The 25970-nt window shown below is 68.8% G+C and carries 30 protein-coding genes; 17 read left to right on the top strand and 13 right to left on the bottom strand.

Annotated elements, in window-relative coordinates:
* Nucleotides 1–12 precede the first annotated feature (12 nt).
* From ppk2 to U0R18_RS20670, 4 genes are all read left to right on the top strand, one after another.
* Complete coding sequence (ppk2, locus tag U0R18_RS20685) at nt 13–837, top strand: polyphosphate kinase 2 (RefSeq protein ID WP_526371984.1); 825 nt, start codon at nt 13–15, stop codon at nt 835–837.
* Nucleotides 830–1360, top strand: a complete 531-nt coding sequence (locus U0R18_RS20680; protein WP_526371982.1) for a DUF6912 family protein — start codon at nt 830–832, stop codon at nt 1358–1360. The genes ppk2 and U0R18_RS20680 overlap by 8 nt, the downstream gene beginning before the upstream one ends.
* Before the next feature lie 80 nt (nt 1361–1440).
* Nucleotides 1441–2577, top strand: coding sequence for a ferredoxin reductase (locus U0R18_RS20675; RefSeq protein WP_526371980.1), 1137 nt, complete (start codon nt 1441–1443; stop codon nt 2575–2577).
* 73 nt (nt 2578–2650) lie between these two features.
* Entirely contained in the window at nt 2651–3925 is a 1275-nt protein-coding gene (locus U0R18_RS20670) for a fatty acid desaturase family protein (protein ID WP_526371978.1), read from the top strand.
* Nucleotides 3926–3951: 26 nt separating this feature from the next.
* Here the strand turns inward: U0R18_RS20670 and rsgA are convergent, their stop codons facing one another.
* Both rsgA and aroA read right to left on the bottom strand, forming a co-directional pair.
* A complete protein-coding gene (gene rsgA, locus U0R18_RS20665) occupies nt 3952–4929 on the bottom strand; it encodes a ribosome small subunit-dependent GTPase A (RefSeq protein ID WP_526371976.1) in 978 nt (325 codons plus the stop codon).
* A gap of 6 nt (nt 4930–4935) precedes the next feature.
* Nucleotides 4936–6228, bottom strand: a complete 1293-nt coding sequence (gene aroA, locus U0R18_RS20660) for a 3-phosphoshikimate 1-carboxyvinyltransferase (RefSeq protein ID WP_526371974.1) — start codon at nt 6226–6228, stop codon at nt 4936–4938.
* 42 nt (nt 6229–6270) lie between these two features.
* Here aroA and U0R18_RS20655 point away from each other — a divergent pair, with 42 nt between their 5' ends.
* From U0R18_RS20655 to U0R18_RS20635, 5 genes are read left to right on the top strand one after another with little or no spacing between them, the layout of a single operon-like run.
* The gene (locus U0R18_RS20655; RefSeq protein ID WP_526371972.1) at nt 6271–7020 is read left to right on the top strand and encodes an SOS response-associated peptidase; all 750 of its coding nucleotides are present in this window, start codon (nt 6271–6273) and stop codon (nt 7018–7020) included.
* Nucleotides 7017–8549, top strand: coding sequence for a DUF7782 domain-containing protein (locus U0R18_RS20650; protein ID WP_526371970.1), 1533 nt, complete (start codon nt 7017–7019; stop codon nt 8547–8549). Before U0R18_RS20655 ends, U0R18_RS20650 begins: the two co-directional genes overlap by 4 nt.
* Before the next feature lie 40 nt (nt 8550–8589).
* Nucleotides 8590–9180, top strand: a complete 591-nt coding sequence (locus U0R18_RS20645) for a YdcF family protein (RefSeq protein WP_526371968.1) — start codon at nt 8590–8592, stop codon at nt 9178–9180.
* Nucleotides 9177–9530 (top strand): hypothetical protein, encoded by a 354-nt coding sequence (locus U0R18_RS20640; RefSeq protein ID WP_526371967.1) that lies wholly within the window; start codon nt 9177–9179, stop codon nt 9528–9530. The genes U0R18_RS20645 and U0R18_RS20640 overlap by 4 nt, the downstream gene beginning before the upstream one ends.
* Nucleotides 9527–9901 carry a hypothetical protein gene (locus U0R18_RS20635; RefSeq protein ID WP_526371965.1) on the top strand — a complete coding sequence of 125 codons (375 nt, stop codon included), beginning with the start codon at nt 9527–9529 and terminating at the stop codon, nt 9899–9901. Before U0R18_RS20640 ends, U0R18_RS20635 begins: the two co-directional genes overlap by 4 nt.
* Nucleotides 9902–9904: 3 nt before the next feature.
* Here the strand turns inward: U0R18_RS20635 and U0R18_RS20630 are convergent, their stop codons facing one another.
* Nucleotides 9905–10396 carry a YbaK/EbsC family protein gene (locus U0R18_RS20630; RefSeq protein WP_526371963.1) on the bottom strand — a complete coding sequence of 164 codons (492 nt, stop codon included), beginning with the start codon at nt 10394–10396 and terminating at the stop codon, nt 9905–9907.
* A gap of 162 nt (nt 10397–10558) precedes the next feature.
* Between U0R18_RS20630 and U0R18_RS20625 the strand changes: the two genes are divergently transcribed.
* Together U0R18_RS20625 and rsrA are read left to right on the top strand one after the other, a co-directional pair.
* A complete protein-coding gene (locus tag U0R18_RS20625; protein ID WP_526372046.1) occupies nt 10559–11215 on the top strand; it encodes a sigma-70 family RNA polymerase sigma factor in 657 nt (218 codons plus the stop codon).
* Entirely contained in the window at nt 11212–11508 is a 297-nt protein-coding gene (rsrA, locus tag U0R18_RS20620; protein WP_526371961.1) for a mycothiol system anti-sigma-R factor, read from the top strand. The genes U0R18_RS20625 and rsrA overlap by 4 nt, the downstream gene beginning before the upstream one ends.
* A 147-nt stretch (nt 11509–11655) precedes the next feature.
* Here the strand turns inward: rsrA and U0R18_RS20615 are convergent, their stop codons facing one another.
* Nucleotides 11656–11742 carry a 50S ribosomal protein bL37 gene (locus U0R18_RS20615; protein WP_500045567.1) on the bottom strand — a complete coding sequence of 29 codons (87 nt, stop codon included), beginning with the start codon at nt 11740–11742 and terminating at the stop codon, nt 11656–11658.
* Between the two features lie 131 nt (nt 11743–11873).
* Here U0R18_RS20615 and U0R18_RS20610 point away from each other — a divergent pair, with 131 nt between their 5' ends.
* From U0R18_RS20610 to U0R18_RS20600, 3 genes are all read left to right on the top strand, one after another.
* A complete protein-coding gene (locus U0R18_RS20610; protein WP_526371959.1) occupies nt 11874–12089 on the top strand; it encodes a biotin/lipoyl-binding carrier protein in 216 nt (71 codons plus the stop codon).
* Nucleotides 12090–12091: 2 nt separating this feature from the next.
* Entirely contained in the window at nt 12092–13597 is a 1506-nt protein-coding gene (pdtaS, locus tag U0R18_RS20605) for a two-component system sensor histidine kinase PdtaS (RefSeq protein WP_526371957.1), read from the top strand.
* A 366-nt stretch (nt 13598–13963) separates the two neighbouring features.
* A complete protein-coding gene (locus tag U0R18_RS20600; RefSeq protein ID WP_526371956.1) occupies nt 13964–15625 on the top strand; it encodes a hypothetical protein in 1662 nt (553 codons plus the stop codon).
* 64 nt (nt 15626–15689) lie between these two features.
* Here the strand turns inward: U0R18_RS20600 and U0R18_RS20595 are convergent, their stop codons facing one another.
* From U0R18_RS20595 to U0R18_RS20555, 9 genes are all read right to left on the bottom strand, one after another.
* Nucleotides 15690–15944, bottom strand: a complete 255-nt coding sequence (locus U0R18_RS20595) for a WhiB family transcriptional regulator (RefSeq protein ID WP_243072936.1) — start codon at nt 15942–15944, stop codon at nt 15690–15692.
* Between the two features lie 248 nt (nt 15945–16192).
* Nucleotides 16193–17170: a diacylglycerol/lipid kinase family protein gene (locus U0R18_RS20590; protein WP_526371953.1), complete on the bottom strand. Its 978-nt coding sequence runs from the start codon at nt 17168–17170 to the stop codon at nt 16193–16195.
* A gap of 83 nt (nt 17171–17253) precedes the next feature.
* A complete protein-coding gene (gene pcaC / locus U0R18_RS20585; RefSeq protein ID WP_526371951.1) occupies nt 17254–17628 on the bottom strand; it encodes a 4-carboxymuconolactone decarboxylase in 375 nt (124 codons plus the stop codon).
* Nucleotides 17625–18827, bottom strand: coding sequence for a lyase family protein (locus U0R18_RS20580; protein ID WP_526371949.1), 1203 nt, complete (start codon nt 18825–18827; stop codon nt 17625–17627). The genes pcaC and U0R18_RS20580 overlap by 4 nt, the downstream gene beginning before the upstream one ends.
* Nucleotides 18824–19375, bottom strand: coding sequence for a protocatechuate 3,4-dioxygenase subunit alpha (gene pcaG / locus U0R18_RS20575; protein WP_526371947.1), 552 nt, complete (start codon nt 19373–19375; stop codon nt 18824–18826). The genes U0R18_RS20580 and pcaG overlap by 4 nt, the downstream gene beginning before the upstream one ends.
* Complete coding sequence (gene pcaH, locus U0R18_RS20570; RefSeq protein ID WP_526371945.1) at nt 19372–20166, bottom strand: protocatechuate 3,4-dioxygenase subunit beta; 795 nt, start codon at nt 20164–20166, stop codon at nt 19372–19374. The genes pcaG and pcaH overlap by 4 nt, the downstream gene beginning before the upstream one ends.
* Nucleotides 20167–20182: 16 nt before the next feature.
* Nucleotides 20183–21520 carry an MFS transporter gene (locus tag U0R18_RS20565; RefSeq protein ID WP_526371943.1) on the bottom strand — a complete coding sequence of 446 codons (1338 nt, stop codon included), beginning with the start codon at nt 21518–21520 and terminating at the stop codon, nt 20183–20185.
* Nucleotides 21521–21555: 35 nt separating this feature from the next.
* On the bottom strand, nt 21556–22416 hold the full coding sequence (locus U0R18_RS20560) for a shikimate dehydrogenase family protein (RefSeq protein ID WP_526372043.1): 861 nt from the start codon (nt 22414–22416) through the stop codon (nt 21556–21558).
* Between the two features lie 183 nt (nt 22417–22599).
* Nucleotides 22600–23238, bottom strand: coding sequence for a TetR/AcrR family transcriptional regulator (locus U0R18_RS20555; RefSeq protein WP_526371941.1), 639 nt, complete (start codon nt 23236–23238; stop codon nt 22600–22602).
* A gap of 65 nt (nt 23239–23303) precedes the next feature.
* On the opposite strand from U0R18_RS20555, the gene U0R18_RS20550 reads away from it, so the two are divergent.
* Genes U0R18_RS20550 through U0R18_RS20540 form a run of 3 tightly spaced genes read left to right on the top strand, consistent with a single transcriptional unit; the run spans nt 23304 to nt 25968 of the window.
* Entirely contained in the window at nt 23304–25133 is a 1830-nt protein-coding gene (locus U0R18_RS20550) for a sugar phosphate isomerase/epimerase and 4-hydroxyphenylpyruvate domain-containing protein (RefSeq protein WP_526371939.1), read from the top strand.
* Complete coding sequence (aroQ, locus tag U0R18_RS20545) at nt 25130–25570, top strand: type II 3-dehydroquinate dehydratase (protein WP_526371937.1); 441 nt, start codon at nt 25130–25132, stop codon at nt 25568–25570. The genes U0R18_RS20550 and aroQ overlap by 4 nt, the downstream gene beginning before the upstream one ends.
* Entirely contained in the window at nt 25567–25968 is a 402-nt protein-coding gene (locus U0R18_RS20540) for a hypothetical protein (RefSeq protein ID WP_526371935.1), read from the top strand. The genes aroQ and U0R18_RS20540 overlap by 4 nt, the downstream gene beginning before the upstream one ends.
* Nucleotides 25969–25970 lie beyond the last annotated feature (2 nt).

The raw sequence follows: 25970 nt of genomic DNA, 5'->3' as shown, positions 1-25970 counted from the left end.
TACGATGCGGCGATGAGCAAGAAGCCGCCTGCCAGGAAACTGTCGAACGAGGTCTACGAGGCCGAGTTGTTCCGCCTGCAAACCGAATTCGTCCGGTTGCAGGAATGGGTCAAGCACAGCGGTGCGCGCATCGTGGTGATCTTCGAGGGCCGCGACGCCGCAGGCAAGGGCGGCACCATCAAGCGAATCACCGAGTATCTCAGCCCCCGGGTCAGCCGCATCGCCGCGCTGCCGGCGCCCACCGAGCGCGAGACGGGGGAGTGGTACTACCAGCGCTACGTCGCGCACCTGCCCACCCGCGGCGAGATCGTGCTGTTCGACCGGTCCTGGTACAACCGGGCCGGCGTCGAGAAGGTCATGGGATTCTGTACCCCGCAACAGCATTCGCTGTTCCTGCGGCAGACCCCGCTGTTCGAGCGGATGCTCATCGACGACGGCATCCTGCTGCGCAAGTACTGGTTCTCGGTGTCGGAGGAGGAGCAGTTGCGCCGATTCCGCAAGCGGCTCTCCGATCCGGTCCGGCAGTGGAAGCTCTCGCCGATGGACCTCGAGTCGGTGTTCCGCTGGGAGGACTACTCGCGGGCCAAGGACGAGATGATGGTGCACACCGATCTCCCCGAGAGTCCTTGGTACGTCGTGGAATCCGATAGCAAGAAGCATGCGCGGCTGAACATGATGAACCATCTGCTGTCCACCATCGACTACCACGACGTGGACCGGCCCAAGGTCGAACTGCCCAGCAGGGTCGCCAAGTCCGGGCACTACGAGCGGCCGTCGCGGGAACTGTCGACGTACGTGCCCGACCACGTGGTCAGCCTGCTCGGTGACAATGGCTGAGTCCGGGGCCAGTCCGGTGCGGGTGTACGTGCCGGCGACGCTGGCGATGCTGCAGCGGCTGGTCGCCGACGGTCAGCTGTTCCCCGTCAGCGGCACCGCGTTCGCCGTCACCCCGGCCCTGCGCGAGTCCTACGCCGAGGGCGACGACGACGAACTGGCCGAGGTGGCGCTGCGCGAGGCCGCGCTGGGTTCGTTGCGGCTGCTGGCGGTCGATCACGAGGATCCCGCGTTGCCGCCCCGGCGCGCGGTGCTGGTCGCCGACGTGGCCGCCGACGCCGTCAAGCAGCGCCCGGACCTCGACGACGCGGTGGTGCGGCTGTCGGCGCCCGTGGCCGTCGACGACCTGCTGGCCGTCTACGTCGACATTGCTGCGGCCGAAGCCGACGTACGCACCGCCATCGCCGTCATCGACGAGGCCGACCTGGGTGACGAGGACGCCGAACTGGCCGTCGGGGACGCCCAGGACCACGATCTGGCGTGGTACGCCACCCAGGAACTCCCGTTTTTGCTCGATTTGCTGTGAGGCACGATTTGGCGACGTAGGTTACGGTTGCGTAGGTTCGGCGCGGGGCACGAACCACACGACCGATGAGCGGGAGCATCGTGGCGAAGAACCACATCAAGATCAGTGCGCGGGTCGCCGACACCGTCCGGCCGACCATCGCCGGCGCGGACCGCCGGCCCGGCCTGCACACCCTGCGCCGCCTGGCCGGACGCATCACCACACCGTTGCTACCGGACGATTACCTGCGGTTGGTCAACCCGTTGTGGTCGGCGCGCGAACTGCGCGGCCGGGTGGTCGAGGTCCGGCGCGAGACCGAGGATTCGGCCACCCTGGTGATCAAGCCGGGCTGGGGATTCAGCTTCGACTACCAGCCGGGCCAGTACGTCGGGATCGGTGTGCTGGTGGACGGCCGCTGGCGGTGGCGCTCCTACTCGCTGACGTCCACGCCGGTGACCAAGGACCACACCATCACCATCACGGTCAAGGCCATGCCCGAGGGGTTCCTGTCCACGCACCTGGTCGGCGGCGTTCCGGCCGGCACCATCGTTCGGCTGGCCGCGCCGCAGGGCAATTTCGTCATGCCCGACCCCGCGCCGGCCAAGGTTCTGTTCCTGACCGCCGGTTCCGGTGTGACCCCGGTGATGTCGATGCTGCGGACCCTGGCCCGCCACGATCAGATCACCGACGTCGAGCACGTGCATTCGGCGCCCACCGAGGCCGACGCGCTGTTCGGCGCCGAGTTGGCCGAGCTGGCGGCCGCGCATCCGGGCTACCGGCTGCGGCTGCGGTCCACCCGCACCGAGGGCCGCCTCGACCTGGCCGACCTGGGGTCGGTGGTGCCCGACTGGCGGGAGCGGCAGACCTGGGCCTGCGGCCCCGAGGGCATGTTGGCCGATGCCGAACACGTCTGGACCGACGCCGGAATTGCCGCCAACCTGCACCTCGAGAGGTTTGCTGCCAGCCGTGCGGCGGCCCACGGTGCCGGGGGTGCGGTGACGTTCGAGCGCAGCGGTAAGACCGTGCAGGCAGACGGCGCGACGTCGCTGATGGACGCCGGCGAGTCAGCGGGTGTTCAAATGCCCTTCGGCTGTCGGATGGGTATTTGCCAATCCTGTGTGGCGGGCGTTATCGACGGTTACGCTCGTGACCTGCGCAACGGTGTCGAGCACGGCCCCGGGACACGGGTTCAGACCTGTATCTCGGCGGCGTCGGGAGATTGTGTGCTCGACCTTTAGCATTTACTTACTAGTAACCTACGATGGCGTAGGTTACGGTAACGTACTCGTAGACAACCGCGGAAGGAGCAGCATGGCGATTACCGACGTTCCGGCGTTCGCTCATCTGACCGACGCCGACATTGAAGCCCTGGCGATCGAACTCGACGCCATCCGCACCGACATCGAGGAATCCCTCGGCGAGAAGGATGCGCGCTACATCCGCCGCACCATCGCCTTCCAACGGTCCCTCGAGATCGCTGGCCGGCTGATGCTGGCCGGTAGTTCCAAACGGGCCTTCTGGTGGGCCGGTGCCACCACGCTGGGCGTGGCCAAGATCATCGAGAACATGGAGATCGGCCACAACGTCATGCACGGCCAGTGGGACTGGATGAACGATCCGGAGATCCACTCGTCGAGCTGGGAGTGGGACATCGCCGGCGCCTCCAAGCACTGGCGTTTCACCCACAACTTCATGCACCACAAGTACACGAACATCCTCGGGATGGACGACGACGTGGGCTACGGCATGCTGCGCGTCACCCGCGATCAGCGCTGGAAGCCGTTCAACCTGTTCAACGTGCTCTTCAACACGATGCTGGCATCGCTGTTCGAGTGGGGCGTGGGTCTGCAGCACCTCGAGATCGGCAAGATCTTCAAGGGCCGCGACGACCGCGAGGCCACCCTCGTGCGCATTCGCGAGTTCGGTGAGAAGGCCGGTCGGCAGGTGTTCAAGGACTACGTCGCGTGGCCGGCACTGACCTCGGCGTCGCCGTGGGCCACCTACGGGTCGACGGCCAAGGCCAACGTCCTGGCGAACGTCATCCGCAACTTCTGGACCAACGCCGTGATCTTCTGCGGCCACTTCCCAGACGGTGCGGACAAGTTCACCAAGACCGACATGATCGGTGAGACCAAGGGCGAGTGGTACCTGCGGCAGATGCTGGGCAGCGCCAACTTCGAGAACGGTCCGGTGCTGCGGTTCATGAGCGGCAATCTGTGCCACCAGATCGAGCACCACATCTACCCGGACATCCCGAGCAACCGGCTCTACGACATCTCGTTCAAGGTGCGGGCGTTGTGCGAGAAGTACGACCTGCCGTACACGACGGGACCGTTCCTGGTGCAGTACGCCAAGACCTGGCGCACCATCGCCAAGCTGTCGCTGCCGAACAAGTATCTGCGCGACACCGTGGACGACGCTCCCGAGACGCGCAGCGAGCGGATGTTCGACGCGCTCGAGGTGGACCTCGGCGAGCTGGATCCGGCGACGGGCAACAAGCGCGGGCTGCTCACCGCCGTCGCGGCAGTGCGAAAGTGGCGGCGCGACAAGCGAAGCCGCGCTGCACTGGACGACGTGGCGGCCTAGGACCTCTGAACAGATCCCGTTAGGGGTCAACCCTCTCGCAGGACGGCAAGCAGGCGACGGGCCGCGGCCACCCGCCCGGCCGCCGGGCCGGAAAGCTCGTCGAGCGCACACTCCGGATCGGCGGGCGGACCCATGTGCCCGCAGCCGCGCGGGCAGTTGTTTACCGCCTCGGCGAGATCCGAGAATGCCAGCAGCACATCGTCGGGTTCGATGTGCGCCAGCCCGAACGAGCGCACCCCCGGGGTGTCGATCACCCAGCCGCCGTCGCGCAACGGCAACGCCACCGACTGGGTCGACGTGTGCTTGCCCTTGCCGACCCCCGACACCTCGCCGGTGGCCCGATCCGCTTCCGGCACAAGGCGATTCACCAGCGTCGACTTGCCCACCCCGGAATGGCCCAGGAACACCGTCAGCCGGTCGGTCAACAGCGGTGACACCGCGTCCAGCGCGTCGTCGCGCCCGGCGGTGAGCACCGTCAGGTCCAGGTCGGCGAACTGCGCGGCGAACGGTTCGGCCGGCGCCAGGTCCGTCTTCGTCAGGCACAGGATCGGTTTCAGGCCGCCGGCATAGGCGGCGATCAGTGACCGCTCGACGAAGCCGGTGCGCGGCGGCGGGTCGGCCAGCGCCACCACGATCAGCAGCTGGTCGGCGTTGGCCACCACCACCCGCTCGGTCGGGTCGGTGTCATCGGCGGTGCGGCGCAACACCGTTCGCCGCTCGCCGCGCCGCACGATGCGCGCCAGGGTGTCCGGCCGGCCCGACAGGTCGCCCACCACGTCGACGTCGTCACCGACGACGATCGGGGTCCGGCCGAGCTCGCGGGCCCGCATGGCCGTGACGGGTCGCTCAGGGTCGCCGTCGAGCACGCATCCCCACCGGCCGCGGTCCACGGTGACCACCATCGCCGACTCGGCGTCGGCGTGCTCGGGCCGGGTCTTGGTGCGCGGACGAGATCCCTTGCCCGGACGGATCCGGACATCGGACTCATCGTAGGCGCGGGGCATGAAGGTCTACTCGCCGGCCAACATGCCGGTCCACAACTGCGGGAACTCCGGCAGCGTCTTGGAAGTGGTTGCGATGTCGTCGATCTCGATACCCGGCACCCTCAACCCGACGATCGCGCCGGCCATCGCCATCCGGTGATCGGCGTAGGCGTGCCAAGTACCGGAGTGCAGGGGCGCGGCGGTGATCGTCAACCCGTCGGCCGTCTCGCGGCAGTCCCCGCCCAGGCCGTTGATCTCCGTGCACAGCGCGGCCAGTCGGTCGGTCTCGTGCCCGCGTAGATGCGCGACCCCGCGCAGCGTCGACACCGAGCCCGGTGCGGCCAGTGCCGCCAGCGCGGCCACCGCCGGGGTCAACTCGCCGACCTCGTGCAGGTCCACGTCAAGACCGGAGTAGCCGGCCTGGTCGCCGGACACCTCCAAATGGGAATCAGTCTGTGCCACAGTGGCGTTCATCAGACCCAGCAGCTCGACCACAGTGTCGACCGGCTGCAGGGACGGCGACGGCAGACCGGGCATCCGGACGGTGCCGCCGGTCACCACCGCGGCCGCCAGGAACGGGAACGCGCTCGACAGGTCGGGTTCGACGATCCAGTGCCGCGCCGCGACGGGCCCCGGCGCCACCCGCCAGCGGTTGGGCGTCGCGTCGTCGACCTCGACACCGGCCTGGCGCAACATCGCGACCGTCATCGCGATGTGCGGGGCCGAGGGCACCGACGTGCCGGTGTGCTCGACGGTCACCCCGTCGTCGAATGCCGCGCCCGAGAGCAGCAGACCCGAGACGAACTGTGACGACGCCGAGGCGTCGATGGCCACCGTGCCGCCCTTGACCGTCCCGGTGCCGCGCACCCGGAACGGCATCGCGTCGCCGACGATGTCGACGCCGAGCGTGCGCAGGGCGTCCAGCAGCGGCGCGATGGGCCGCGCGCGGGCCTGCTCGTCGCCGTCGAACTCGACGGTGCATCCGCCGCCGGGACCGGCGAGCGCGGCCAGCGGCGGGACGAAGCGCAACACGGTGCCGGCCAGCCCGCAGTCGACCCGGGCGTTGGGCGCCGGCGCGATCCCGCCGGCCACCGCCAGCTCCGATCCGTCGCCGTCGATCCGCAGGCCCAGGGTCTGCAGCGCGCCGATCATCAGGTCGGTGTCGCGGCTGCGCAGGGCGCCGCTGATGGTCGACGGACTCGAGCCCAGTGCCGAGAGGACCAGCGTGCGGTTGGTCAGCGACTTGGAGCCGGGGACGACGACCGTGGCGTGCACGGGTGCCGGGGCGGTAGGGGCCGGCCAGTTCTGTTGCGCTGCCACGGCTGGATTCTTTCATCCTGCCCGTCTGGAACCATGGCAGGCATGTGCGGACGGTTCGCGGTGACGACAGATCCGGCCCTGCTGGCCGAGAAGATCAAGGCCCTCGATGAAGCGACCGGGGCGGCCAAGGAAGCGGGGCCGAACTTCAACGTGGCGCCCACCACCACGGTCAGCACCGTCGTCAGCCGCCATCAGGAACCGGAGGACGAGCCGACGCGCCGGGTGCGCTCCATGCGCTGGGGCCTGGTGCCGTCGTGGGTCAAGGCCGACGCCAGCGGTGCCCCGAGCACCAAGGGCCCGCTGCTGATCAACGCGCGCGCCGAGAAGCTGACCGAATCGCCGGCGTTCCGGTCGTCGGCCAAGCACAAGCGCTGCCTGGTGCCGATGGACGGCTGGTACGAGTGGCGCGGCTCCAAAGGGGCGAAGACGCCGTACTACATGCACGCCGTCGACGGTGAGCCGCTGTTCATGGCCGGGCTGTGGTCCACCTGGCACGCCCCCGACGCGCCGGAGGGCCAACCGCCCCTGCTGAGCTGCACCATCATCACCACCGAGGCCGTGGGCCCGCTCGCCGAGATCCACGACCGCATGCCGCTGACCATCAGCGTCGGCGACTGGGACCACTGGCTGGACCCGGACGCGCCCGTCGACCAGGGCCTGCTGCGCGGGCACGGCGATCTGGACCGCATCGCGATCCGGGAGGTCTCCACCCTGGTCAACAGCGTCCGCAACAACGGCCCCGAGCTCATCGAAGCGGTCGATCCCGACGCCGAGCAGGCGGAGCTGTTTTGACGACGACGCTCGCCGACCCTGCTGTGCTCGACGGGCTGGCCCGCGATCTGCGCTCGGCCAATTTCACCACTGCCGGGGTGGCCGACCTGCTGGGCGAGCATGCCGAGGCGGCCCTGGGCCGCGGGGTGTGGTGGCCGGCCGAACGTGCCAGCCGGGCCGGCGGCCGGCTGGGTGTGCTGGTCCGGCTGTTCCTGCTCGGCGGCACCGAGACCCGCGACGACGTCGCCCGCGCCCTGCCGTCGGTGTCCTACGACGCGCTGGTCGCCAACGGAGTTCTGGAACCCGGCGTGCCTGTTGGCGCCGGGCCTCGCGCTCGCGGAACTGCGCCGCTCGCCGAACCCGGCGAGGTCCGGGCCGCGCTGGATATCCGCCCGCACAACGACGGCGCCGCCGACTTCCTGGTGGTCTCCGACCTGGATTCCGCGACGCGGCCCGGACCGGTGCGGCCCGATCATGTGCTCGGCATCGGCGGCGCCTCGGTGTCCCTGGCCCGGGCGGTGGTGCGGGCCCCGGTGGGACGGGCGCTGGATCTGGGCACCGGCTGCGGCATCCAGGCCCTGCACCTGGACGCGCACTGCGCGCAGATCGTGGCCACCGACACCAACCAGCGCGCCCTGGCGCTCGCCGCGGCCACCGCCCGGCTCAACGGCATGTCGTGGGATCTGCGCCGCGGCAGCCTGTTCGAGCCGGTGGCGGGGGAGCGCTTCGACCTGATCGTGTCCAACCCGCCATTCGTGGTCGGCGCCGGCACCCGCGACTACGAATACCGGGACTCCGGGATGGCCGGAGATACGTTGTGCCGCAATATGATCGAGCAGGTTCCCGATCACCTGGCGCCCGGTGGTACCGCCCAGATCATGGCCAACTGGATCGTGCGCGACGGTGCCGACTGGCGCGACCGGGTTGCCGGCTGGCTCGCCGGCTCGGGCCTGCACGCCTGGGTGGTGCAACGCGAACTGGCCGATCCGATCAGCTACGTCTCGCTGTGGACCGCCGACGCCGGCGAAACACCCGAAGAGACCGCCCGCCGCGGCGGTGACTGGCTGGACTGGTTCGCCGCCGAGGGCATCACCGGCATCGGCATGGGCATGATCACGCTGCGGGCGGCGCCCGGTTCCCCCGAGCAGTTCTTCGAGGAGATCACCGGCGTCGGGGAGGCGCTGACCGGACCCGAGGTGGCGGCGTTCTTCGCCGGCCGGGAGTACCTGCGCGAGACCACCGATGGGCAGCTGCTGGCCGCCCGGCTGTCGACGGCGCCGGTCTTCCTGGAGGAGAGATCGTTGCCGGGTGAGCAAGGGTGGCAACAGATTTCGGCCGTGGTGCGCCGCCCGGGCGGACCCGCCGCGGTGCTGGGCGTCGACGAGGTGTCCCGCGCGCTGCTGGCCGGCTGCCGCGGTGAGGTGCCACTGGGCACCCTGATCGACCTGCTGGCCACCCATCACGGCGTGGACGCCGGTGCCCTGGCCGAGGCGGCCCTGCCGGTGGTGCGTGAGGCGATCGGGCGTGGCCTGCTGTATCAGGCCCAGTAGTGGGGCAGCCCCTGCGGTTAGGCCATAGGATCAGGCCATCATGGCTCGGCGACATCGAACGCTTCCGCGCTCGCGCGTCATCGCCGCCGTGGTGGTCACCGTGGTGGTCCTGGTCGCCGCCGTCGGCGCCTACGGCACCTTCGTGCTGATGCGCACCCCCAACGACCCCGTCAAGAAGGCCGACGCCGTCGTCGTGCTCGGCGGGGAACATGACGGCCGCGAGGATTTCGGGGTGAAGCTGGCCACCAAGCTGCACGCCTCCACCGTCGTGCTGTCCAACCCGTACGGGCCCAAGGACAAGGTGATGAAGCGGTTGTGCGACACCACCCAGGGCGACGTCCGGGTCATCTGCGAGAAGCCCGAACCGTCGACCACCCGCGGCGAGGCGATGTTCACCGATCGCCTTGCCGGCGAACATCATTGGCGTCGCATCGTGGTCATCAGCTGGCGCTACCACCTGATCCGCGCCCGGTTCATCTTCGACCAGTGCGCCGCCGGCAGCGGCGCGTCGTTCGCGTTCGTGGCGGTCCCGCGGCGCTACCCGCAGACCGTGGCGCAGTTCAGCTACATCTTCGCCTACCAGGTGGGCGGCACACTCAAGGCGCTGATCCAGGGGGAGTGCGGCCGGTGACGCTGAATCGCGAGACCGCCGCGGCCGCGGCCGGTGCCGCCGTCGGCGCCGGCGTCTGGCAGCTGGCGGTGCTGACCACCCGATCGCCCGCGGTCCGCGTCACCGCGGTGCTGATCGTGGCGCTGGCCTCGGCCGCCGCTATCGGGTACCTGACCACCCGGATGCGGAATCGACCGGTGGCACAAGTGATCTGGACCGCCGCCGGGACCGCCTGCGCCCCCGTGCTGGTGGTGGGCTTCGGCATGATGCAACGCCCGCTGTGGTCGCTGTCCTTCGTGTTGCTCTATCCCGTGGTCGTCACGTTGGGCTACGCCGGCGGGCGGGCCGCGGCACGGGACAGGCCGGCATGACGCCCGTCCTGCAGGTTCTGGTGACCGCGGCGGCTGCGGCGTCGGGCGCCGTGGTGCACGCGCGGCTGAGCCGGCGCTGGCCCACCGGCGGCTGGCCGCTGGTGGGCATCGTGTGCGTCGTCGCCTTCCTGCTGGGCGCGGCGTACGCAACCATCGACATCAGCGACGTGTTCGGCCGCCTGCCGCTGCTCATCGGGACCGGATTCCTGGCCGCGTGCGCGCCCCTGACCACCCTGCTGCGCGGTGGCCCGCCCCTCGGCGGTGCCCTGGGTTTCGGCCGGATGGTGGTCGGCTACCTGACCTGCGTGACGGCGTTCCTGATCGTGGGCGCGGCGGTTATGTACGCCGGGGCGAAAGTGTTCTTCCCCTGACGATTACGCGCAGATGTCGGCGGTGACGGCGCCGCACAGGGCGATCAGGTCCGCCGGCGCCAGCCCGATCTCGAGGCCGCGCTTGCCCGCACTGCACCACATCCGGTCCCAGTCCGACGCGGAGGCGTCCACCACGGTCGGCAGGGCCTTGCGCTGCCCCAGCGGCGAGATGCCGCCCAGCACATAGCCGGTCGCCCGCTGAGCGGCCGCGGCATCGGCCAGCACCGCCTTGGGCGCCCCCAGCGCGGCCGCGGCGGCCTTCAGCGACAACCGCTCGGGCACCGGCAGCACCGCGACGGCCAGCCGGCCCGGTCCCACCGCGAGCACCAGCGTCTTGAAGATCTGCCCGGGCTCGACGCCGGCGAGCGTGGACATCTCGTCGACGGCCTCGTCGCCGTAGGCGTCGCTGCGGGGGTCGTGGCGGTAGGCCAGCACCTCGTGCTCGACGCCGGCGGCCACCAGTGCCGCGATTGCCGGGGTTGCCGCGCGTGCCACCGCGTCACCCTACAAGGACCCGGGAATGGCACGGCCGGCCAAAACTGTTGGACACGTCAGCCTAGGATCGAGAGGAGAAATCTGGTGTCAACGGTGTTGCTGGAGCGTCCGGTGCTCTCGCCGGAGCTGTTCGGTTTCACCGACTCTGAAGGAGTTGCGACGATTAGCGCTGGTCAGACTGATGGTCACCCGACGGGGTCGTCCGCTGGCGGCTCGTCCGCGCCGGTCCGTTCCGACGAGACCGACGAGGAACTGACCGCGCGGTTCGAACGCGACGCGATCCCGCTGCTCGACCAGCTCTACGGCGGCGCGCTGCGCATGACCCGCAACCCCGCCGATGCCGAGGACCTGCTGCAGGAAACCATGGTCAAGGCCTACGCCGGGTTCCGCTCGTTCCGCGAGGGCACCAACCTCAAGGCCTGGCTGTACCGCATCCTGACCAACACCTACATCAACAGCTACCGCAAGAAGCAGCGGCAGCCCGCCGAATACCCCACCGAGGAGATCACCGACTGGCAGCTGGCCTCCAACGCCGAGCACACCTCGACGGGTCTGCGCTCGGCCGAGGTCGAGGCGCTCGAGGCGCTGCCGGACACCGAGATCAAGGACGCGCTGCAGCAGCTGCCCGAGGAGTTCCGGATGGCGGTGTACTACGCCGACGTCGAGGGGTTCCCCTACAAGGAGATCGCCGAGATCATGGATACCCCGATCGGGACGGTCATGTCCCGCCTGCACCGCGGCCGCAAACAGCTGCGCGAACTGCTGGCCGACGTGGCCCGGGACCGGGGCTTCATCCGTGGTGAGGAGGTGTCGTCGTGAGCTCCGACGACGAGCGCTGGAACCCGCCGGTAGGCCCCGTCGACCCCGAGCACCCCGAGTGTGCATCGGTGATCGCCGAGGTATGGACCCTGCTCGACGGGGAATGCACCGACGACACCCGCGCCAAACTGCGCCAGCACCTCGACGAGTGCCCCACCTGCCTGCGGTACTACGGCGTCGAGGAGCGCATCAAGGCGCTGATCGCCACCAAGTGCAGCGGCGAGCGGGCCCCCGAGGGCCTGCGCCAGCGGCTGCGCATCGAGATCACCCGCACCACCATCATCCGCGGGTGAGGTACGTCGCCCCCCGATCTGTTCAGCCGTCAGCGCGACGTTGTGCGAGTGGAGTTCGCCGGCAGCGCTGAGCAGATGTAAAGGGCAACGAAAAACCGCCCGGGCTCACGTGAGCTCCGGGCGGTCGTTCGTATTCGGTGGGGCGTGTTACTTGCAGCCGCCGGCGTTGGGACGCTTGCCGTGGTTGGCCTTGCTGTGCTTGCGGTCGCGCTTCTTCCGGCCTCGTTTGGCCATGATCTACCTCCAGATTTTGCTGCGGATTGTCCCCAGTGTCTCATGCGCACGCCGCTGCTCTGTAATCAGCGGGTTGTGGTTCGATAGGACGGCAGTCCGGTGAGGGCTGGGGGAGAGACAAAGAGGTGGAAATGGCCGAGGATGTGCGCGCCGAGATCGTGGCCAGTGTGCTCGAGGTGGTCGTCCGTGAGGGTGACCCGATCAGCGAGGGCGACACCGTGGTTCTGCTCGAGTCCATGAAGATGGAGATCCCGGTGCTCGCCGAGGTCGCGGGCACGGTCACGAAGGTGGCCGTCGCGGTCGGCGACGTCATCCAGGCCGGTGACCTCATTGCCGTGATCGGCTAGTCGTGTCGACGCTCGGTGATCTGCTCGCCGAGCACACCATCCTGCCGGGCAACGCCGTCGACCACCTGCATGCGGTGGTCGGGGAGTGGCAACTGCTGGCCGACCTGTCCTTCGCCGACTACTTGATGTGGGTCCAGCGCGACGACGGCGCTCTGGTGTGCGTGGCGCAGTGCCGCCCGAACACCGCGCCGACGGTCCTGCTCTCCGACGCCGTGGGCACCTGCGCGGCCGCCTCGGAGCTACCCCTGGTGACCGAGGCGTTCCGGTCCGGGGCGATCAAACGCGAGGAGGACCCGCACACCCGGTTGGGGCTGCGGCGCGCCGACCTGAAGGTGGAGGCCGTCCCGGTGCGCTACGACGCCGCGGTGGTCGCGGTGCTCACCCATCAGACGGCCCTGGCGTCGACCCGCGAATCCTCACCGCTGGAACGCGCCTACCTGGACTGCGCCGGCGACCTGGCCCACATGATCTCCGAGGGCCGGTTCCCCAACGTCGGCGACCTGGCGATGTCGCGGTCCAGCCCCCGCGTCGGCGACGGTTTCATCCGCCTCGACGAGAACGGCGTCATCGTCTTCGCCAGCCCGAACGCGCTGTCGGCCTATCACCGGATGGGGCTGACGTCCGAGCTCGAGGGGCACAACCTCGTCGCCATCACCCGCCCGCTGATCTCGGACCCGTTCGAGGCCCAGGAGCTGGCCGGCCACGTCCGGGACTCGCTGTCCGGCGGGTCGAGCATGCGCCTCGAGGTGGACGCCGGCGGCGCGGCGGTGCTGTTGCGCACGCTGCCGCTGGTGGTGCACGGCCGGGCGGACGGCGCGGCGGTGCTCATCCGCGATGTCACCGAGGTCAAGCGGCGCGACCGGGCGCTGCTGTCCAAGGACGCCACCATCCGCGAGATCCACCACCGGGTGAAGAACAACCTGCAGACCGTCGCGGCGCTGCTGCGCCTGCAGGCCCGGCGCACCAACAACGCCGAGGGCCGCGAGGCGCTGATGGAATCGGTCCGGCGGGTGTCCTCCATCGCGCTGGTGCACGACGCGCTGTCGATGTCGGTGGACGAGGAGGTCAACCTCGACGAGGTAATCGACCGGATCCTGCCCATCATGAACGACGTGGCCTCCGTCGATGCCCCGATCAAGATCAGCCGGACGGGAGCGCTCGGGGTGCTCGACGCCGACCGGGCGACCGCACTGATCATGGTGATCACCGAACTCGTGCAGAACGCCATCGAGCACGCCTTCGACCCGGTCGGCCGGCAGGGCTCGGTGGTGATCCGGTCGGAGCGCTCGGCGCGCTGGCTGGACGTCATCGTCCACGACGACGGCCGCGGGATGCCGGACGGTTTCAGTCTGGAAAAATCCGACCGGCTCGGTTTGCAGATCGTTCGCACGCTGATCGCCGCCGAGCTCGATGGTTCGCTGGGCATGCACGCCGCCGAGGGCGGCGGGACGGACGTGGTGCTACGGGTTCCCATCGGGCGGCGCGCCAATGCCCGTGTGCCGCAATAGTATCCACCGCTGAAATTGCCTGTGGGTGAGGTTTTCGCCCGTAGTTCTCCTGCGCGGCAACGATATTCGTTGTGCCGTTAGTGGATTGGCTATTTCAGCAATCGCCGAAATGGCCGGGAAATAATTTGCCATTGCGTCAGAAATTTGCTGAGCCGCCACCAATATCGGGGCCTGACGTGCAGAAACAATGGAGATTTGCTGAAATGCTTGAGCTGGCGGTGCATTTTGGTGTTAGCTAGACTACGATCGCATCACGGGTCGGGCAACCATAGTCACGAGAGTTAGAGGACACCGAAAATGAGTGCTGCACGCCATGCACGCCGCCGCAATCAAAAAGGACGCAAAGCTTCGGGGGCGCGTTCGGGTTTGCTGACGCAGGTCACCGCCGGTGTCGCGCTGGCGACGGCGCTCACCGCGGTCGGCAGCCAGGTGGCTCCGTCCGGACTCGCGGACCGGGATTCGCACGCGGGGATCGTCGACGCCGACGTGCAACTCACCGCGGCTGTGTCTTCTACGTCACTGACGAACGTGCCGATCAACCTGCTGATCGACCTCATCAACATCCCGAACAGCGAGGTCGAGGCCAACAATATGACCGCCACCGGATTCGTCTACGGCGGACCCTGGCTGGTCACCAGTGCGTCGAACATCTGGGGGATCGATCCGGCCGACTACGCCCGGTTCTTCGGTGTCGCCGCCTCCGCGGTTCCCTTCCCCGCGCTGTCCGGGGCCGACGACGACATGTACACCGGCAACGGGTTCGCCCAGCAGTTCGCGAAGTTCCTGGCGGCCGAGATGCCGGTGGACCCCGCGTGTGACGCCGACGGCTGCTTCCCCAACACCCCGGTCAGCCCCATCACCGGCTTCCGCGGCTTCGACCAGAACCTCTGGAACTTCCTGATGCTCACCGGCGCCGTTGACATGCCGCTGATCCGCAATTTCTGGAAGGTCTCGCCGCTGGACATGTTGAACGGCTACACCTTTGGCGATGTCGAGAACTCCAGCGGCAAGGTCTACGACGGCCTGGGCATCACCGGAACCGTCGACGGCGAGGACGGCAAGAGCTACATGCCGTGGTCCAACACCACGTTCACGTTGGAGCCGACGGCACCGTTCGAGAACTACTTCGCGCACCTGATGTCGGATCCGGCGGAGAACCAGATCAAGATCCCGACCCTCGAGCAGGTCGGCCGGATGATGCAGACCTACACGGCGGGCATGGTCATCGCGTTCGACCCGATCACTCCGGGCAGCCCGATGTGCCCCAACTCCTGCGAGGGCATGTCGCAGGACGACGCCTACCCGGCGATCGTGCGGGCGATCAGCACCGCCTGGCCCGGCAATACGACGCTCGAGCAGTGGCTGGAGTCCTACGACAACGGCACGGCGAATGTTCCGACGCAGCACAACATCGACCGGAACATCGAGCTCTACCGGCGAGGCTCCGAATTCTGGGACTTCAACGAAGCGCCGCTGTCCGACGAGTACGTGAACACCGGCTGGAACCCCAGCTCGTTGGCGCCGACGTTCTACAACTTCTACAAGTCGATCGGCATCGATCCCGGCCCGCTCTACGGCGACGACTCGTCGACGGTGACCACCGCCGCCGCAGTGGCCCGCAGCAACGCCGCCGAGACGGAGGCGCAGACCGCGGAGCCCGAGGCGACATCCGACAAGTCGTCGGATGAGAAGTCCACGGCGGCAGACGAGAAGTCAACGGCGACGGCGGATTCGGATTCGAGCGCGGCCGACGAGGCTCCCGCCACCAAGTCCACCGGGACCGCCGCGGCCAAGAAGGCGGCCGCCGAAAGTGCTTCGGACGACAGCACTTCGGACGACAGTGCGTCGGACAAGAGCAGCGCATCCAGCGACAAGTCGGCGTCCTCGACGGCGACTCCGGACCAGGACTCGGCCAAGGCCGGTGCGGCGAGCGAGAAGTCGAGCACCGGCAGCACGGGGAGTTCCGGGAGCAACGACGCGGGCTCGTCGGCGTCCAAGAGCTCGAGCAGCGGCGGCGACGCCGCCTGACCCTGCTGACGAAGAACGGCCCCGGTGAATTCACCGGGGCCGTTCTTGTCAATGCCTTTGGGGTTCAGACCCCGCTGCGCGCCCGGGTGCGGGCATTGCGGCGCTTGAGCGCACGGCGCTCGTCCTCGCTCATGCCGCCCCACACGCCGGCGTCCTGACCCGAATCAAGCGCCCAGGTCAGGCACTCGGTGGTCACGGGGCACCGGTTGCACACCAGCTTCGCGTCAGCGATCTGGGCGATGGCCGGGCCGCTGTTTCCCACCGGGAAGAACAGTTCCGGATCCTCGTCACGACAGACCGCCTTATGCCGCCAATCCATGGCTATTACTCCTATCTGGGCGCGCAGCAATGCACACCGGTTTTGTGTCTTCGGCTGTTAACGCGTGCACACAAATGTTTCTGCACTGTTGCGTACGATCGTTCCAGAGCCTGGACAGATGTCAATAGAACTTCGTTAACACGTGGTCAATGTCACTGGCCGGATCCGTTACCGGAACTGCTTCCCAGTTGTACTACACTAAAACCAGTTGTGCCCAAGATTTGCACGATATGCGCCATTACCGCAGGTCACGAAGGTTTCTGCGGGGGAGCGACAACGGCTACAACGTCGAGGGCGTCGGGTACCGACCGGAACATCATTTCTTCGCGCAACCCGAGGTAATCCCCGTCGATCTGTGTCGCGATCGGCGTGTCGGACGTGACCTGCAGCCAGGCGACGTCGTCGTCGCGCACCAGATGGGCCGCCTTGACCTTGCCCTTCTTCGACAACATCCGGCGCACCAGCCCCAGATTCCGCCAGACACTCATGCTGGTCGTGGCGAAAACCCCCAGCCCGGTTTCGAATCGGCAATCCGGATTCGTGTACACCGGCCGGGCATTGGCATACGTCCACGGGCTCGCGTTCGACACGAAGACGAAATGCACACCGGTGACCGGGTCGCGATCGGGCAATCGCAGCGTCAGCGTCGGCTCCCGTCGCGCACTGCGCAGGACGGTCGGAATCGCCGAGCGGATGTACCTCGTCGCGGTCACGCCCTTCTGCTTGCGGCCCCGCTTACGGTGGGCCTCGACGCTGGCCACCACCTCGCCGTCAACGCCCATCCCGGCGGTGAAGACGCCCCAGCGCTCGCCGCAGTCCATCAACCCGATCCGCCGCCAGGCGTGTGTCTGGCGGTACTCGCCGAGCAGGTCGATCAGCAGGTTCGTCGCCTCGATCGGGTCGTGCGGAATGCCCAGGGAGCGCGCGAACACGTTGGCCGAACCGCCCGGCACCACCGCCACGGCGGGCACCCTCCGGGCCGTCAGCCGCCCCGGCGGCCCCAGCAGGCCGTTGACCACCTCGTTCACCGTGCCGTCGCCGCCGTGCACGATCACCACGTCGACGCCGTCCTGTGCGGCCCGCTGAGCGATCTCGATGGCGTGGCCGCGGTGGTCGGTGCGTTCCACCGTCAGCTCGACCCGGCTCTCCAGCGCGTGGGCCAACAGCGCCAAACCGGACGCCGACGTCGAGGTGGCATTCGGGTTGACGATCAGCACGGCGCGCACGAGGCCCCAGCCTAGTGGCGCGCACGCCATTTCCCCGCCGAGTGTGCGTGTCGGTCCGCCGACACACCGCGTGGGCCGTACTTCTATGCACCCTCGGGTGTCGCGAGCACCTGTGCGGCGATCCGGAACGCCGTGTTGGCATCCGGCACCCCGCAGTAGATCGCGGTCTGCAGCAGGACTTCCTTGATCTCGTCGGCAGTCAGCCCATTGCGGAGCGCGGCGCGCAGGTGCAGGGCGAGTTCCTCGTGATGGCCGCGGGCCACCAGTGCCGTCAGGGTGACCATCGAGCGGGACCGGCGGTCCAGGCCCGGCCGCGTCCAGATCTCGCCCCACGCGTAGCGGGTGATCAGCTCCTGGAAGTCCGCGGTGAACTCGGTCGCGTTGGCGGTCGCGCGGTCGACGTGCTCGTCGCCGAGTACCTCCCGGCGAACCGTCATGCCCTCGTCGTAGGTGCTCACTGGGATCCCTTCAGGTGTTCGCGGGCCCGCCGCAAGGCGGCGTCGACCAACAGATCGGTGGTCCCCAGATAGCTGGGAGATGTTGGGCGACCGGTCAATTCAACCATCGCCTGCTGTTCGGCCAGGATGCCGCTCGCGGCGGACAGGTTGGCGGCCGCGCGGGTGGCGTCGAACCGCAGGCCGGTCAGCAGGTCGGCACACTGCCCCGCCGCGGCGACGGTGCGGCGGGCCAGGGTGCGGATGGTGGCCCACTCGGCGTGCCAGCCGCCGTCGGCGCGTTCGTCGACGCCGGCCGCCGCGGCCGCGTGCAACGTGGCCCCCAGCGGCGGGGCGACCAGCGCCGTGCGGCGCAGCAGCACCGAGAGCACCGGATTGCTCTTGTGCGGCATGGTCGACGAACCGCCACCGGAACTCTCGGCGAATTCGGCGATCTCGGCCCGGGCGCCGGTGGCGACGTCGTTGGCGATGCGTCCCCACGCGTCGCAGCAACCGACGAGCGCATCGCCGACGCGGGAGAGCGGACCGCGGGTGGTGTGCCAGGGCGTGGCGCGGGCCAGCCCGAGCGCGTCGGCCAGCGCATCCGAAAGTGCCAGTGCGCCTTCGGGAGAACCCGTGAGCTCGGTGGCGGCGGCCATGGTGCCGGCCGCCCCGCCGGCCTGCACCGGCAGAGCCGACATGCCGCCCAATACCTCCGAGACGTCGAGGACGGCGGTCAGCCAGGTGGCGAACTTCAGGCCCGCGGTCGACGGCAGCGCGGGCTGGGTCAGCGTCCGGGCCAGAACCGGTGCGTCCCGGTGGGTTTCGATCAGCGTGACCAACGCGGTGATCTGCTGGCCGAGTTGCAAGTCGACGGCCCCGAGCGCGTCGCGCAGGCAGCACATCAACGCGGAGTCGACGACGTCCTGACTCGTCAGCCCGCGATGCAGCCAGCGCGCCGTCTCGGCGCCGGCCCGCTCGCGCAACAGCCGCACCAGGGCGGTGACCGGATTGCCGTCGTGCTCGGCCGCCGCCGCGACTGCGTCGCGGTCGCCCGGGCCGACCAGCCGACTCAGATCGGCGGCCGCCGCACGGGGAGCAACCCCGGACTCGACAAGTATTGCGAGCCAGGAATTTTCGACGCCGATCAGCGCGGCCAGGAAGGCCGCGTCGCTCATCAGGTCGCCGGCCCGCTGGTCGCCCGGCCAGAACAGGTCGCTCACTGGCCCGGGTAACTCAGGAACACCGTCTCCCGCTCGCCCTGTAGCCGGATGTCGAATCGCAGGCCCTGCGCATCGCGTTCGGCGATCAGGGTGTCGCGGCGGTCCTCGGGCAGGCTGTCGAGCAATGCGTCGCTCTCGAGCGCCGGCGCGGGGACGTAGGCGCGGGTGAACAGGCGGTTGAGCAGTCCGCGGCCGAATATCGTGACCATGATGAACGCCGGTCTGCCCTCGGTCGGACCGGGTTCGACGGTGCTGAAGCTGAAATGCCCGTCGTCGTCGGTGGATACCCGGCCCCAACCGCTGAACCCCCAGCCGTCGCGGCGCAGCCCACCCGGCTCGCGGGGCACGTTCCCGTCCCCGTCGGCCTGCCAGATCTCGAGCATCACATCCGGCACCGGCTTGCCGTCGCCGTCGAGCACATGACCGTGAAAACGTATGGCGCCCGGGCTCCGTGGCGGCACCAGCTCGCTGCCGCGGTCGATCGGCAGCGCGAAACCGTAGAACGGGCCGATGGTCTGGCCCGGCGTTGGGGCGAGCAACGTTGTCATCGGTCGTTCTCCTCTTCGAAGTGCGTGCGCTGCGATCCGGTCAGCACGATGTCCCAGCGGTAGCCGGTGCACCACTCATGGGTGGTGACATCGTGGTCGTAGGTGGCGATCAGGCGTTCGCGGGCCTTCTGGTCGGTGATCGACTGGTAGATCGGGTCCAGCTCGAGCAGCGGATCGCCCGGGAAGTACATCTGGGTGATCATCCGCTGCGTGAAATCCGTTCCGAACAGCGAGAAATGGATGTGCGCGGGCCGCCACGCGTTGTGGTGGTTCTTCCACGGATAAGGGCCGGGTTTGATGGTGGTGAAACGGTAGGTGCCGTCGTCGTCGGTCAGGCAGCGTCCCACGCCGGTGAAGTTCGGGTCCAGCGGTGCCGGGTGCTGATCGCGCTTGTGCACGTATCGGCCGGCGGCGTTGGCCTGCCAGATCTCCACCAACTGGCGGCGCACCGGCCGGCCCTCGCCATCCACGATGCGCCCGGTGACCACCGTGCGCTCGCCGATCGGTTCGCCGCCGCCCTGGATGGTCAGATCCGACTCCAGCCGGTGCACGTCACGGGTCCCGAACACCGGGGTCCACAGTTCGATGCCCTCGGGATCGGCGTGGTGGGCGTCCTTGGTCGGGTGGCGCAGCAGGCTGCTGCGATACGGCGCGTAGTTCAGCCGGGGCTGGGTTTCCTCGATGCCGGACCTCCCATGGGCGGACGCCTCAATTCCTATGGCGGCGATCTCGGTGTTGATCTCGGCCTGGCTGGCCGACGCGCTGTCCGGATCGGTGTTGAGGATCGTCATGTCGTACTCCTGAAAGTCAGTGGTGGACAAGTTCTTTGGTGCCATCGGCGGACCGGCCGAGCAGTTCGGTCGGGACGTCCTTGGTCTCGGGTGCGGTCAACGCCGAACCGGCGGCGATCAGGCAGACCACCGCGGTGAACCCGGCGATGACGGTCCAGCCGCCCTCGCGCACACCGCCCAGGGCGGTCACGATCGACGGGGCGAAGCCGGCCATCAGGAACCCGAGCTGGGTGCCGATCGCCATGCCGGAGAAGCGGACCTCGGTGGAGAACATCTCGCCGTAGAACGACGGCCACACCGCGTTGGCGGCGGCGTAGCCGAACGAGAAGGTGGCGACGGCCAGCGCGAAGGTGACCCACTGGTTGTCGTCGCTCATGGAGAGCATGTAGAAGGGCATCAGGACGGCCGACGCCAGGGCGCCGTAGATGAACACCGGCTTGCGGCCGATCCGGTCGGCGAGCTTGCCGAACATCGGCTGGGTGAACAGGGCCACCACGTTGGCGACCACCACCAGCCACAGGGTGATGTCGGCGGGCAGCCCGACCTTCTTGCCGTAGGCCAGGGCCAGGTTCGCGAAAACCGTTGAGACAGCGGCGATGAAGGCGCAGAAGATGACGCGCAGCACGTCGCGCCAGTGGTTGCGCAGCAGCGGCACCAGCGGAACGGCGGCCAACTCGCCCTTTTCGCTGGCCGCGGTGAACTGCGGGGTCTCGTGCAGCTGGCGGCGGATGAAGTACGCAACGACGACCACGACGGCCGAGCACCAGAACGGCACCCGCCAGCCCCAGCTGTACTTCGCATCATCGGGCAGGGCCATGAATGGGATGAGGATCAACGACGCCAGGATCAGGCCGCCCTGCGTGCCGGTCAGCGTCCAGGAGGTGTAGAAGGCCCGCTGGTCGTCGGGGGAGTGTTCCAGCGTCAGGGAGCTGGCGCCGGCCTGCTCGCCGGCCGCCGAAAAGCCTTGCATCAGACGACACAGCACCAGCAGCACCGGGGCGGCCCAGCCGATGGTGGAGAACGTGGGCAGGCAGCCGATCAGGAACGTCGACAGGCCCATCAGGACCAGGGTGAACATCAGCACGCGCTGGCGTCCGATGCGGTCGCCGAAGTGGCCGAGAATGACCGCACCGACGGGCCGTGCGACGTAGGCGAAGCCGAACGTCATGAACGACATGACCAGTGCCGCCGTGTCGTCCTTCGGGAAGAAGATGTGCGGGAAGATCAGCGCTGCCGCCGACCCGAACAGGAAGAAGTCGTAGTACTCGACGGCGCTGCCCATGAAGCTGGCCAGCGCGGCCCGTCGCGGTGTCTTGGCCGGAATCGCGTCCGGCGGCGGCTCGAGTGTCGTCATGGTGGGCTCCTTGTTGGTGAATTGTGCTGGGCGGATTACGAATTGGTGACGAGATTGCGGAAATGGGCGGTCATCCGGGCGGCATCCGGGGTGCGTCCGGTGATCAGGGCGAACGCGTCGACGGCCTGGTACACGGCCATGTGACCGCCGTCGAGGGTCCGGCAGCCCGCCGCGCGGGCGGCCTGCAGCAGCGCGGTGTCCAATGGCCGGTAGACGATGTCGGCCACCCACAGCCCGGGGTGCAGCAGCGCGGGGTCGAACGCGATGCCGGGGTGCTCGGCCATTCCGGTGGGCGTCGCGTGGACCACGCCGTTGCTGTCGGGCAGCAGGGCGGACAGTTTGTCGAAGGACGATGCGTCCACCCGGGAGTTCGGGTGTCGGCCGGCCAGTTCGGCGGCCAGCCGGGCGGCACGGTCGACGTCGAGGTCGACGATGGTGAGGTGGCCGGTGCCCAGCCGCAGCAGCGCGTCGGCCACCGCGGTGCCGGCCCCGCCCCCTCCGACCAGGACGACGTCGTCGAGTTGCGCGCCGGGCAGGCCCTCGGCGAAGCCGTGCGCGAAGCCGGTGGTGTCGGTGTTGAATCCGGCGGTGCGGCCGCCGGTGAACAGCACGGTGTTGACCGCGCCCAGGGTGGCGGCCACCGGGTCGATGTCATCGAGGTGGGCCAGTGCCAGCTGCTTGCACGGGTGGGTGACGTTGACGGCGTCGAAGCCGAGGTCGCGCGCCCAGGACAGCACCTCGCCGATGCGGTCGGGGGAGATGCCCAGGGTGTTCAGGTCGATGGTCCGGTAGACGTAATCGAGGCCCTGGGCCCGGCCCTCGCCCATGTGCATCGCCGGTGTGAGCGACGGGCCGACGCCCGTTCCGATCAGGCCGACGAGATAGGAGTTCTGCATGGTGGTCACCCGGTCCTTAATGTACGAACTAGTACGTTAGTGAAGAGTGAAGCACTGTGCCCGCCGTCGCGTCAAGAGGAAAATGTGATCCGGGTCTCCGGGATCTGTTCAGTGCTGGCTGCGAGGTCTACTCGCACGTCGTGTCGGTGACTGCTGAACAGATGGGGTGGGGTGCCCGAGCGGCTACGGGCGGTGGGTCAGCCAGCCCACCACGACGTCGCCGATCATCCGGCGCAGGTGAGCGCGCTGTGACGTCTCGGCCAGGTCGACATCGAACAGGTACCCGAAGGTGTACCGGTTGGCCACCTGGAACACGCAATACGAGCTGATCACCAGGTGTACGTCCAGCGCGCTGACGTCGTCACGGAACACCCCGGCGGCCCGGCCGTCGCGCAGGATCTCGTCGAGCAGCGACGTCGCCGGCCGGGAGAGCTCGGGCAGTTCGCGCAGCTGGCGGATGAACTCACCCCGGTGGATGTTCTCGATGGACACCAGCCGGATGAACGCGTCGTGGGCGATGTGGTGATCGAAGGTGACCTCGGCCAGGCGCCGGATGGCCTCCACCGGATCAGTGTGATCGACCCGCAGCTTCTGCTCTGCGTCGCGGATGCCGCGGTAGGCGTTTTCCAGAACGGCCAGGTAGAGGCCCTCTTTGCCGCCGAAGTAGTAGTAGATCATCCGCTTGGTGGTGCGGGTGCGCTCGGCGATCTCGTCGACCCGGGCGCCGGAGTACCCGGCCTCGGCGAACACTTCGGTGGCCACCGCCAACAGCTCGGCCCTCGTGCGCTCGGCGTCTCGGGACGCTTTCACCTCCTTGACCACGACGGGGAGCTTACCGGGCGCAGCGCACCCTTCCCATCAAATTAACTAATTGGTACATTGCTGTGATGAGGACCTCCATTGCGACGGTGTCGCTGTCCGGCTCACTGGTGGAGAAACTGCACGCGTGCGCGTCCGCCGGCTTCGACGGCGTCGAGATCTTCGAGCCCGATCTGATCGCGGGTGACCACTCACCCGAGGAGATCCGCGCCCTGGCGACGCGGCTCGGCCTGTCCCTGAATCTCTACCAACCGCTGCGCGATCTCGAGGGCGTCGACGAGACCACCTTCGCCGACAACCTGCGCCGCGCCCGCGCCACCTTCGTCACCGCGCAGCGCCTCGGCATCGACACCGTCCTGGTGTGCAGCAACGCTGGGGCCACCGCCACCGTCGATGACGACGACGTCTCCGCCAGCCAGCTGCGGCGCATCGGCGACCTGGCCGCGACCTATGGCATCCGGATCGCCTTCGAGGCCCTGGCCTGGGGCCGCTTCGTCGACGACTACCGGCGCGCCTGGCGCATCGTGCAGTTGGCCGACCACCCGGCCGTCGGCGTCTGCCTGGACAGCTTCCACGTCCTCTCCCGCGGCCACGACCCGGCCGGTATCGAGGACATCCCCGGCGCCAAGATCTTCTACCTGCAACTGGCCGACGCCCCCGCGCTGCGCATGGACGTGCTGTCCTGGAGCCGGCACCATCGGCTGTTCCCCGGCGAGGGCGCCTTCGACCTGACGGCGTTCGTCGGGCATGTGCTGGCCACCGGCTACGACGGCCCGCTGTCGCTCGAGGTGTTCAATGACACCTTCCGGCAGACCGACCCGCAGCGCACTGCCGTGCACGCACTGCGTTCCCTGCGCTGGCTGCAGGACGAACTGCACCTGATCGACATCCCGGATGCCAAGCCGCCCAACGGATTCGACTTCGTCGAGATCAAGGCCGAGGACACCGGCGAGGTCGAGGTCCTGCTCGGGCAGCTCGGGTTCACGCCCCGCGGGCGGCACCGCAGCAAGCCGGTGTCGCTGTGGTGCGCGGGTCAGGCCCGTGTCGTACTCAACGAGCAGCAGGCCCGCGATCAGCGCCCGCAGGTGGCCGCGATCGGATTGCAGGTGCCCGACGCCGAGGCCACCTCCGGCCGGGCCCGCGCACTGATGGCGCCGACGGCCTACCGGCGGACCTACGCCTCCGAGCAGCCGTTCGGCGCGACGACCGTCCCCGGGGGAGTCGAGGTGTTCTGGACCAGCGAGCCGGCCTGGGTGGGGGAGTTCCACGACGGTATGCCGCAGACGCCCTCGCCGGTGCGCGTCATCGACCACGTCAACCTCAGCCTGCCCTGGCAGACCGCGCAGGACGCGGCGCTGCTGCTGACCAGTGTCTTCGGCCTGCACGCCGAGGAGCCCACCGAGGTCCCGGGCCCGACCGGCCTGATCCGCAGCCAGGTGCTGCGCAGTCGGGTTTGCGCCGGGCCTCGTGCTCGCGGAACGACACCGCTCGCCGAACCCGGCGCCGGCGAGGTGCGGATCCCGTTCAACGTGGCCCCGCACGTCCTCGACGACGCCGATCCAACCCAGCACGTCGCGTTCGGCTGCGACGACGTCGTCGCGCTGGCCCGCGCCGCCCGGGCGGCCGGCCTGGAGTTCCTGCCCGTGCCGGACAACTACTACGACTACCTGTCCGGCCGCTTCGGCCTCGACGACGGCTACGTCGCGGAACTGCGCGCGCTGGACCTGCTCTACGACCGGGGTCCGGACGGGCATTTCGTGCACTTCTACACCCGCACCGTGGGGTCGGTGTTCTTCGAGTTCGTGCAGCGGTTCGGTGGCTACGACGGCTACGGCGTCGACAATGCCCCGGTGCGCCTGGCCGCCCAGCGCGGCCGCGTCGGTACCGTACGAACGTGACCGAACGCCGCCTGCTCCTCGTCAACGGGCCCAATCTCAACCTGCTGGGCACCCGTCAGCCCGAGGTCTACGGGACCACCACCCTGGTACAGATCGAGGCGCTGGTTGCCGCGACGGCCGCCGAAGCGGGCTACCAGGTACGCGCCGTGCAGAGCAACCACGAGGGTGAGCTGATCGACGCCATCCACGCCGCCCGGGACGACTGCGCCGGCATCGTCATCAACCCGGCCGCCTACAGCCACACCTCGGTGGCGATCGCCGATGCGCTGCGCTCGGTGGCGCTGCCCGTGGCCGAGGTGCACCTGAGCAATATCCATGCACGCGAACAGTTCCGGCGGCACTCCTATGTCTCGGAGGTGGCCGCGGTGGTGATCGCCGGTGCCGGCGCGCAGGGCTACGAGTTCGCGGTCCGGTATCTGTTGGGCGCGCTGGGATGAGTCCGCCCGCGGTGGTCCGCTACGCCGGCTACCTGGTCGTGGCCGAGGGTCTGGCGGGCGTGGCGGTGGCAGCGGTCTACCTGATCCACGCGCTGGCAGGCACCAACCAGGAGGTCGTGCGGGGCCAGTCGCTGGGCGGGTTCGGCTATGGCACCGCGGCGTGGTTCGCCCTCATCGGCGGCGCGATCCTGGCCGCCGGCTGGGCCCTGATCACGGGGCGGCGCTGGGGGCGCGGTGTCGCGGTGTTCGCCAACCTGCTGCTGCTCGGGGTGGCCTGGTACATCCACGGCGCAGGCCAGCCGCTGTATGCCGCCCTGGTGGTCGTCGCCGCGCTGGTGGTGCTCGGGCTGCTGTTCAGCCCCGCCGCCGTGCAGTGGGTGATCCGGTCGCGCGACTGACT

This window comes from Mycobacterium sp. (assembly GCF_046330795.1).
Lineage (GTDB): Bacteria > Actinomycetota > Actinomycetes > Mycobacteriales > Mycobacteriaceae > Mycobacterium.
The sequence above is the reverse complement of the archived record's forward strand: the minus strand, read 5'-3'. Positions and strand labels throughout refer to the sequence as shown.

Bases quoted from the DNA above. Each gene is read 5' to 3' on its own strand.
- ppk2 (WP_526371984.1), top strand. From the start codon at position 13: ATGAGCAAGAAGCCGCCTGCCAGGAAACTGTCGAACGAGGTCTACGAG.
- U0R18_RS20680 (WP_526371982.1), top strand. From the start codon at position 830: ATGGCTGAGTCCGGGGCCAGTCCGGTGCGGGTGTACGTGCCGGCGACG.
- U0R18_RS20670 (WP_526371978.1), top strand. From the start codon at position 2,651: ATGGCGATTACCGACGTTCCGGCGTTCGCTCATCTGACCGACGCCGAC.
- rsgA (WP_526371976.1), bottom strand. From the start codon at position 4,929: ATGCCCCGCGCCTACGATGAGTCCGATGTCCGGATCCGTCCGGGCAAG.
- U0R18_RS20655 (WP_526371972.1), top strand. From the start codon at position 6,271: ATGTGCGGACGGTTCGCGGTGACGACAGATCCGGCCCTGCTGGCCGAG.
- U0R18_RS20645 (WP_526371968.1), top strand. From the start codon at position 8,590: ATGGCTCGGCGACATCGAACGCTTCCGCGCTCGCGCGTCATCGCCGCC.
- U0R18_RS20635 (WP_526371965.1), top strand. From the start codon at position 9,527: ATGACGCCCGTCCTGCAGGTTCTGGTGACCGCGGCGGCTGCGGCGTCG.
- U0R18_RS20615 (WP_500045567.1), bottom strand. From the start codon at position 11,742: ATGGCCAAACGAGGCCGGAAGAAGCGCGACCGCAAGCACAGCAAGGCC.
- U0R18_RS20610 (WP_526371959.1), top strand. From the start codon at position 11,874: ATGGCCGAGGATGTGCGCGCCGAGATCGTGGCCAGTGTGCTCGAGGTG.
- U0R18_RS20595 (WP_243072936.1), bottom strand. From the start codon at position 15,944: ATGGATTGGCGGCATAAGGCGGTCTGTCGTGACGAGGATCCGGAACTG.
- pcaG (WP_526371947.1), bottom strand. From the start codon at position 19,375: ATGACAACGTTGCTCGCCCCAACGCCGGGCCAGACCATCGGCCCGTTC.
- pcaH (WP_526371945.1), bottom strand. From the start codon at position 20,166: ATGACGATCCTCAACACCGATCCGGACAGCGCGTCGGCCAGCCAGGCC.
- U0R18_RS20565 (WP_526371943.1), bottom strand. From the start codon at position 21,520: ATGACGACACTCGAGCCGCCGCCGGACGCGATTCCGGCCAAGACACCG.
- U0R18_RS20560 (WP_526372043.1), bottom strand. From the start codon at position 22,416: ATGCAGAACTCCTATCTCGTCGGCCTGATCGGAACGGGCGTCGGCCCG.
- U0R18_RS20550 (WP_526371939.1), top strand. From the start codon at position 23,304: ATGAGGACCTCCATTGCGACGGTGTCGCTGTCCGGCTCACTGGTGGAG.
- U0R18_RS20540 (WP_526371935.1), top strand. From the start codon at position 25,567: ATGAGTCCGCCCGCGGTGGTCCGCTACGCCGGCTACCTGGTCGTGGCC.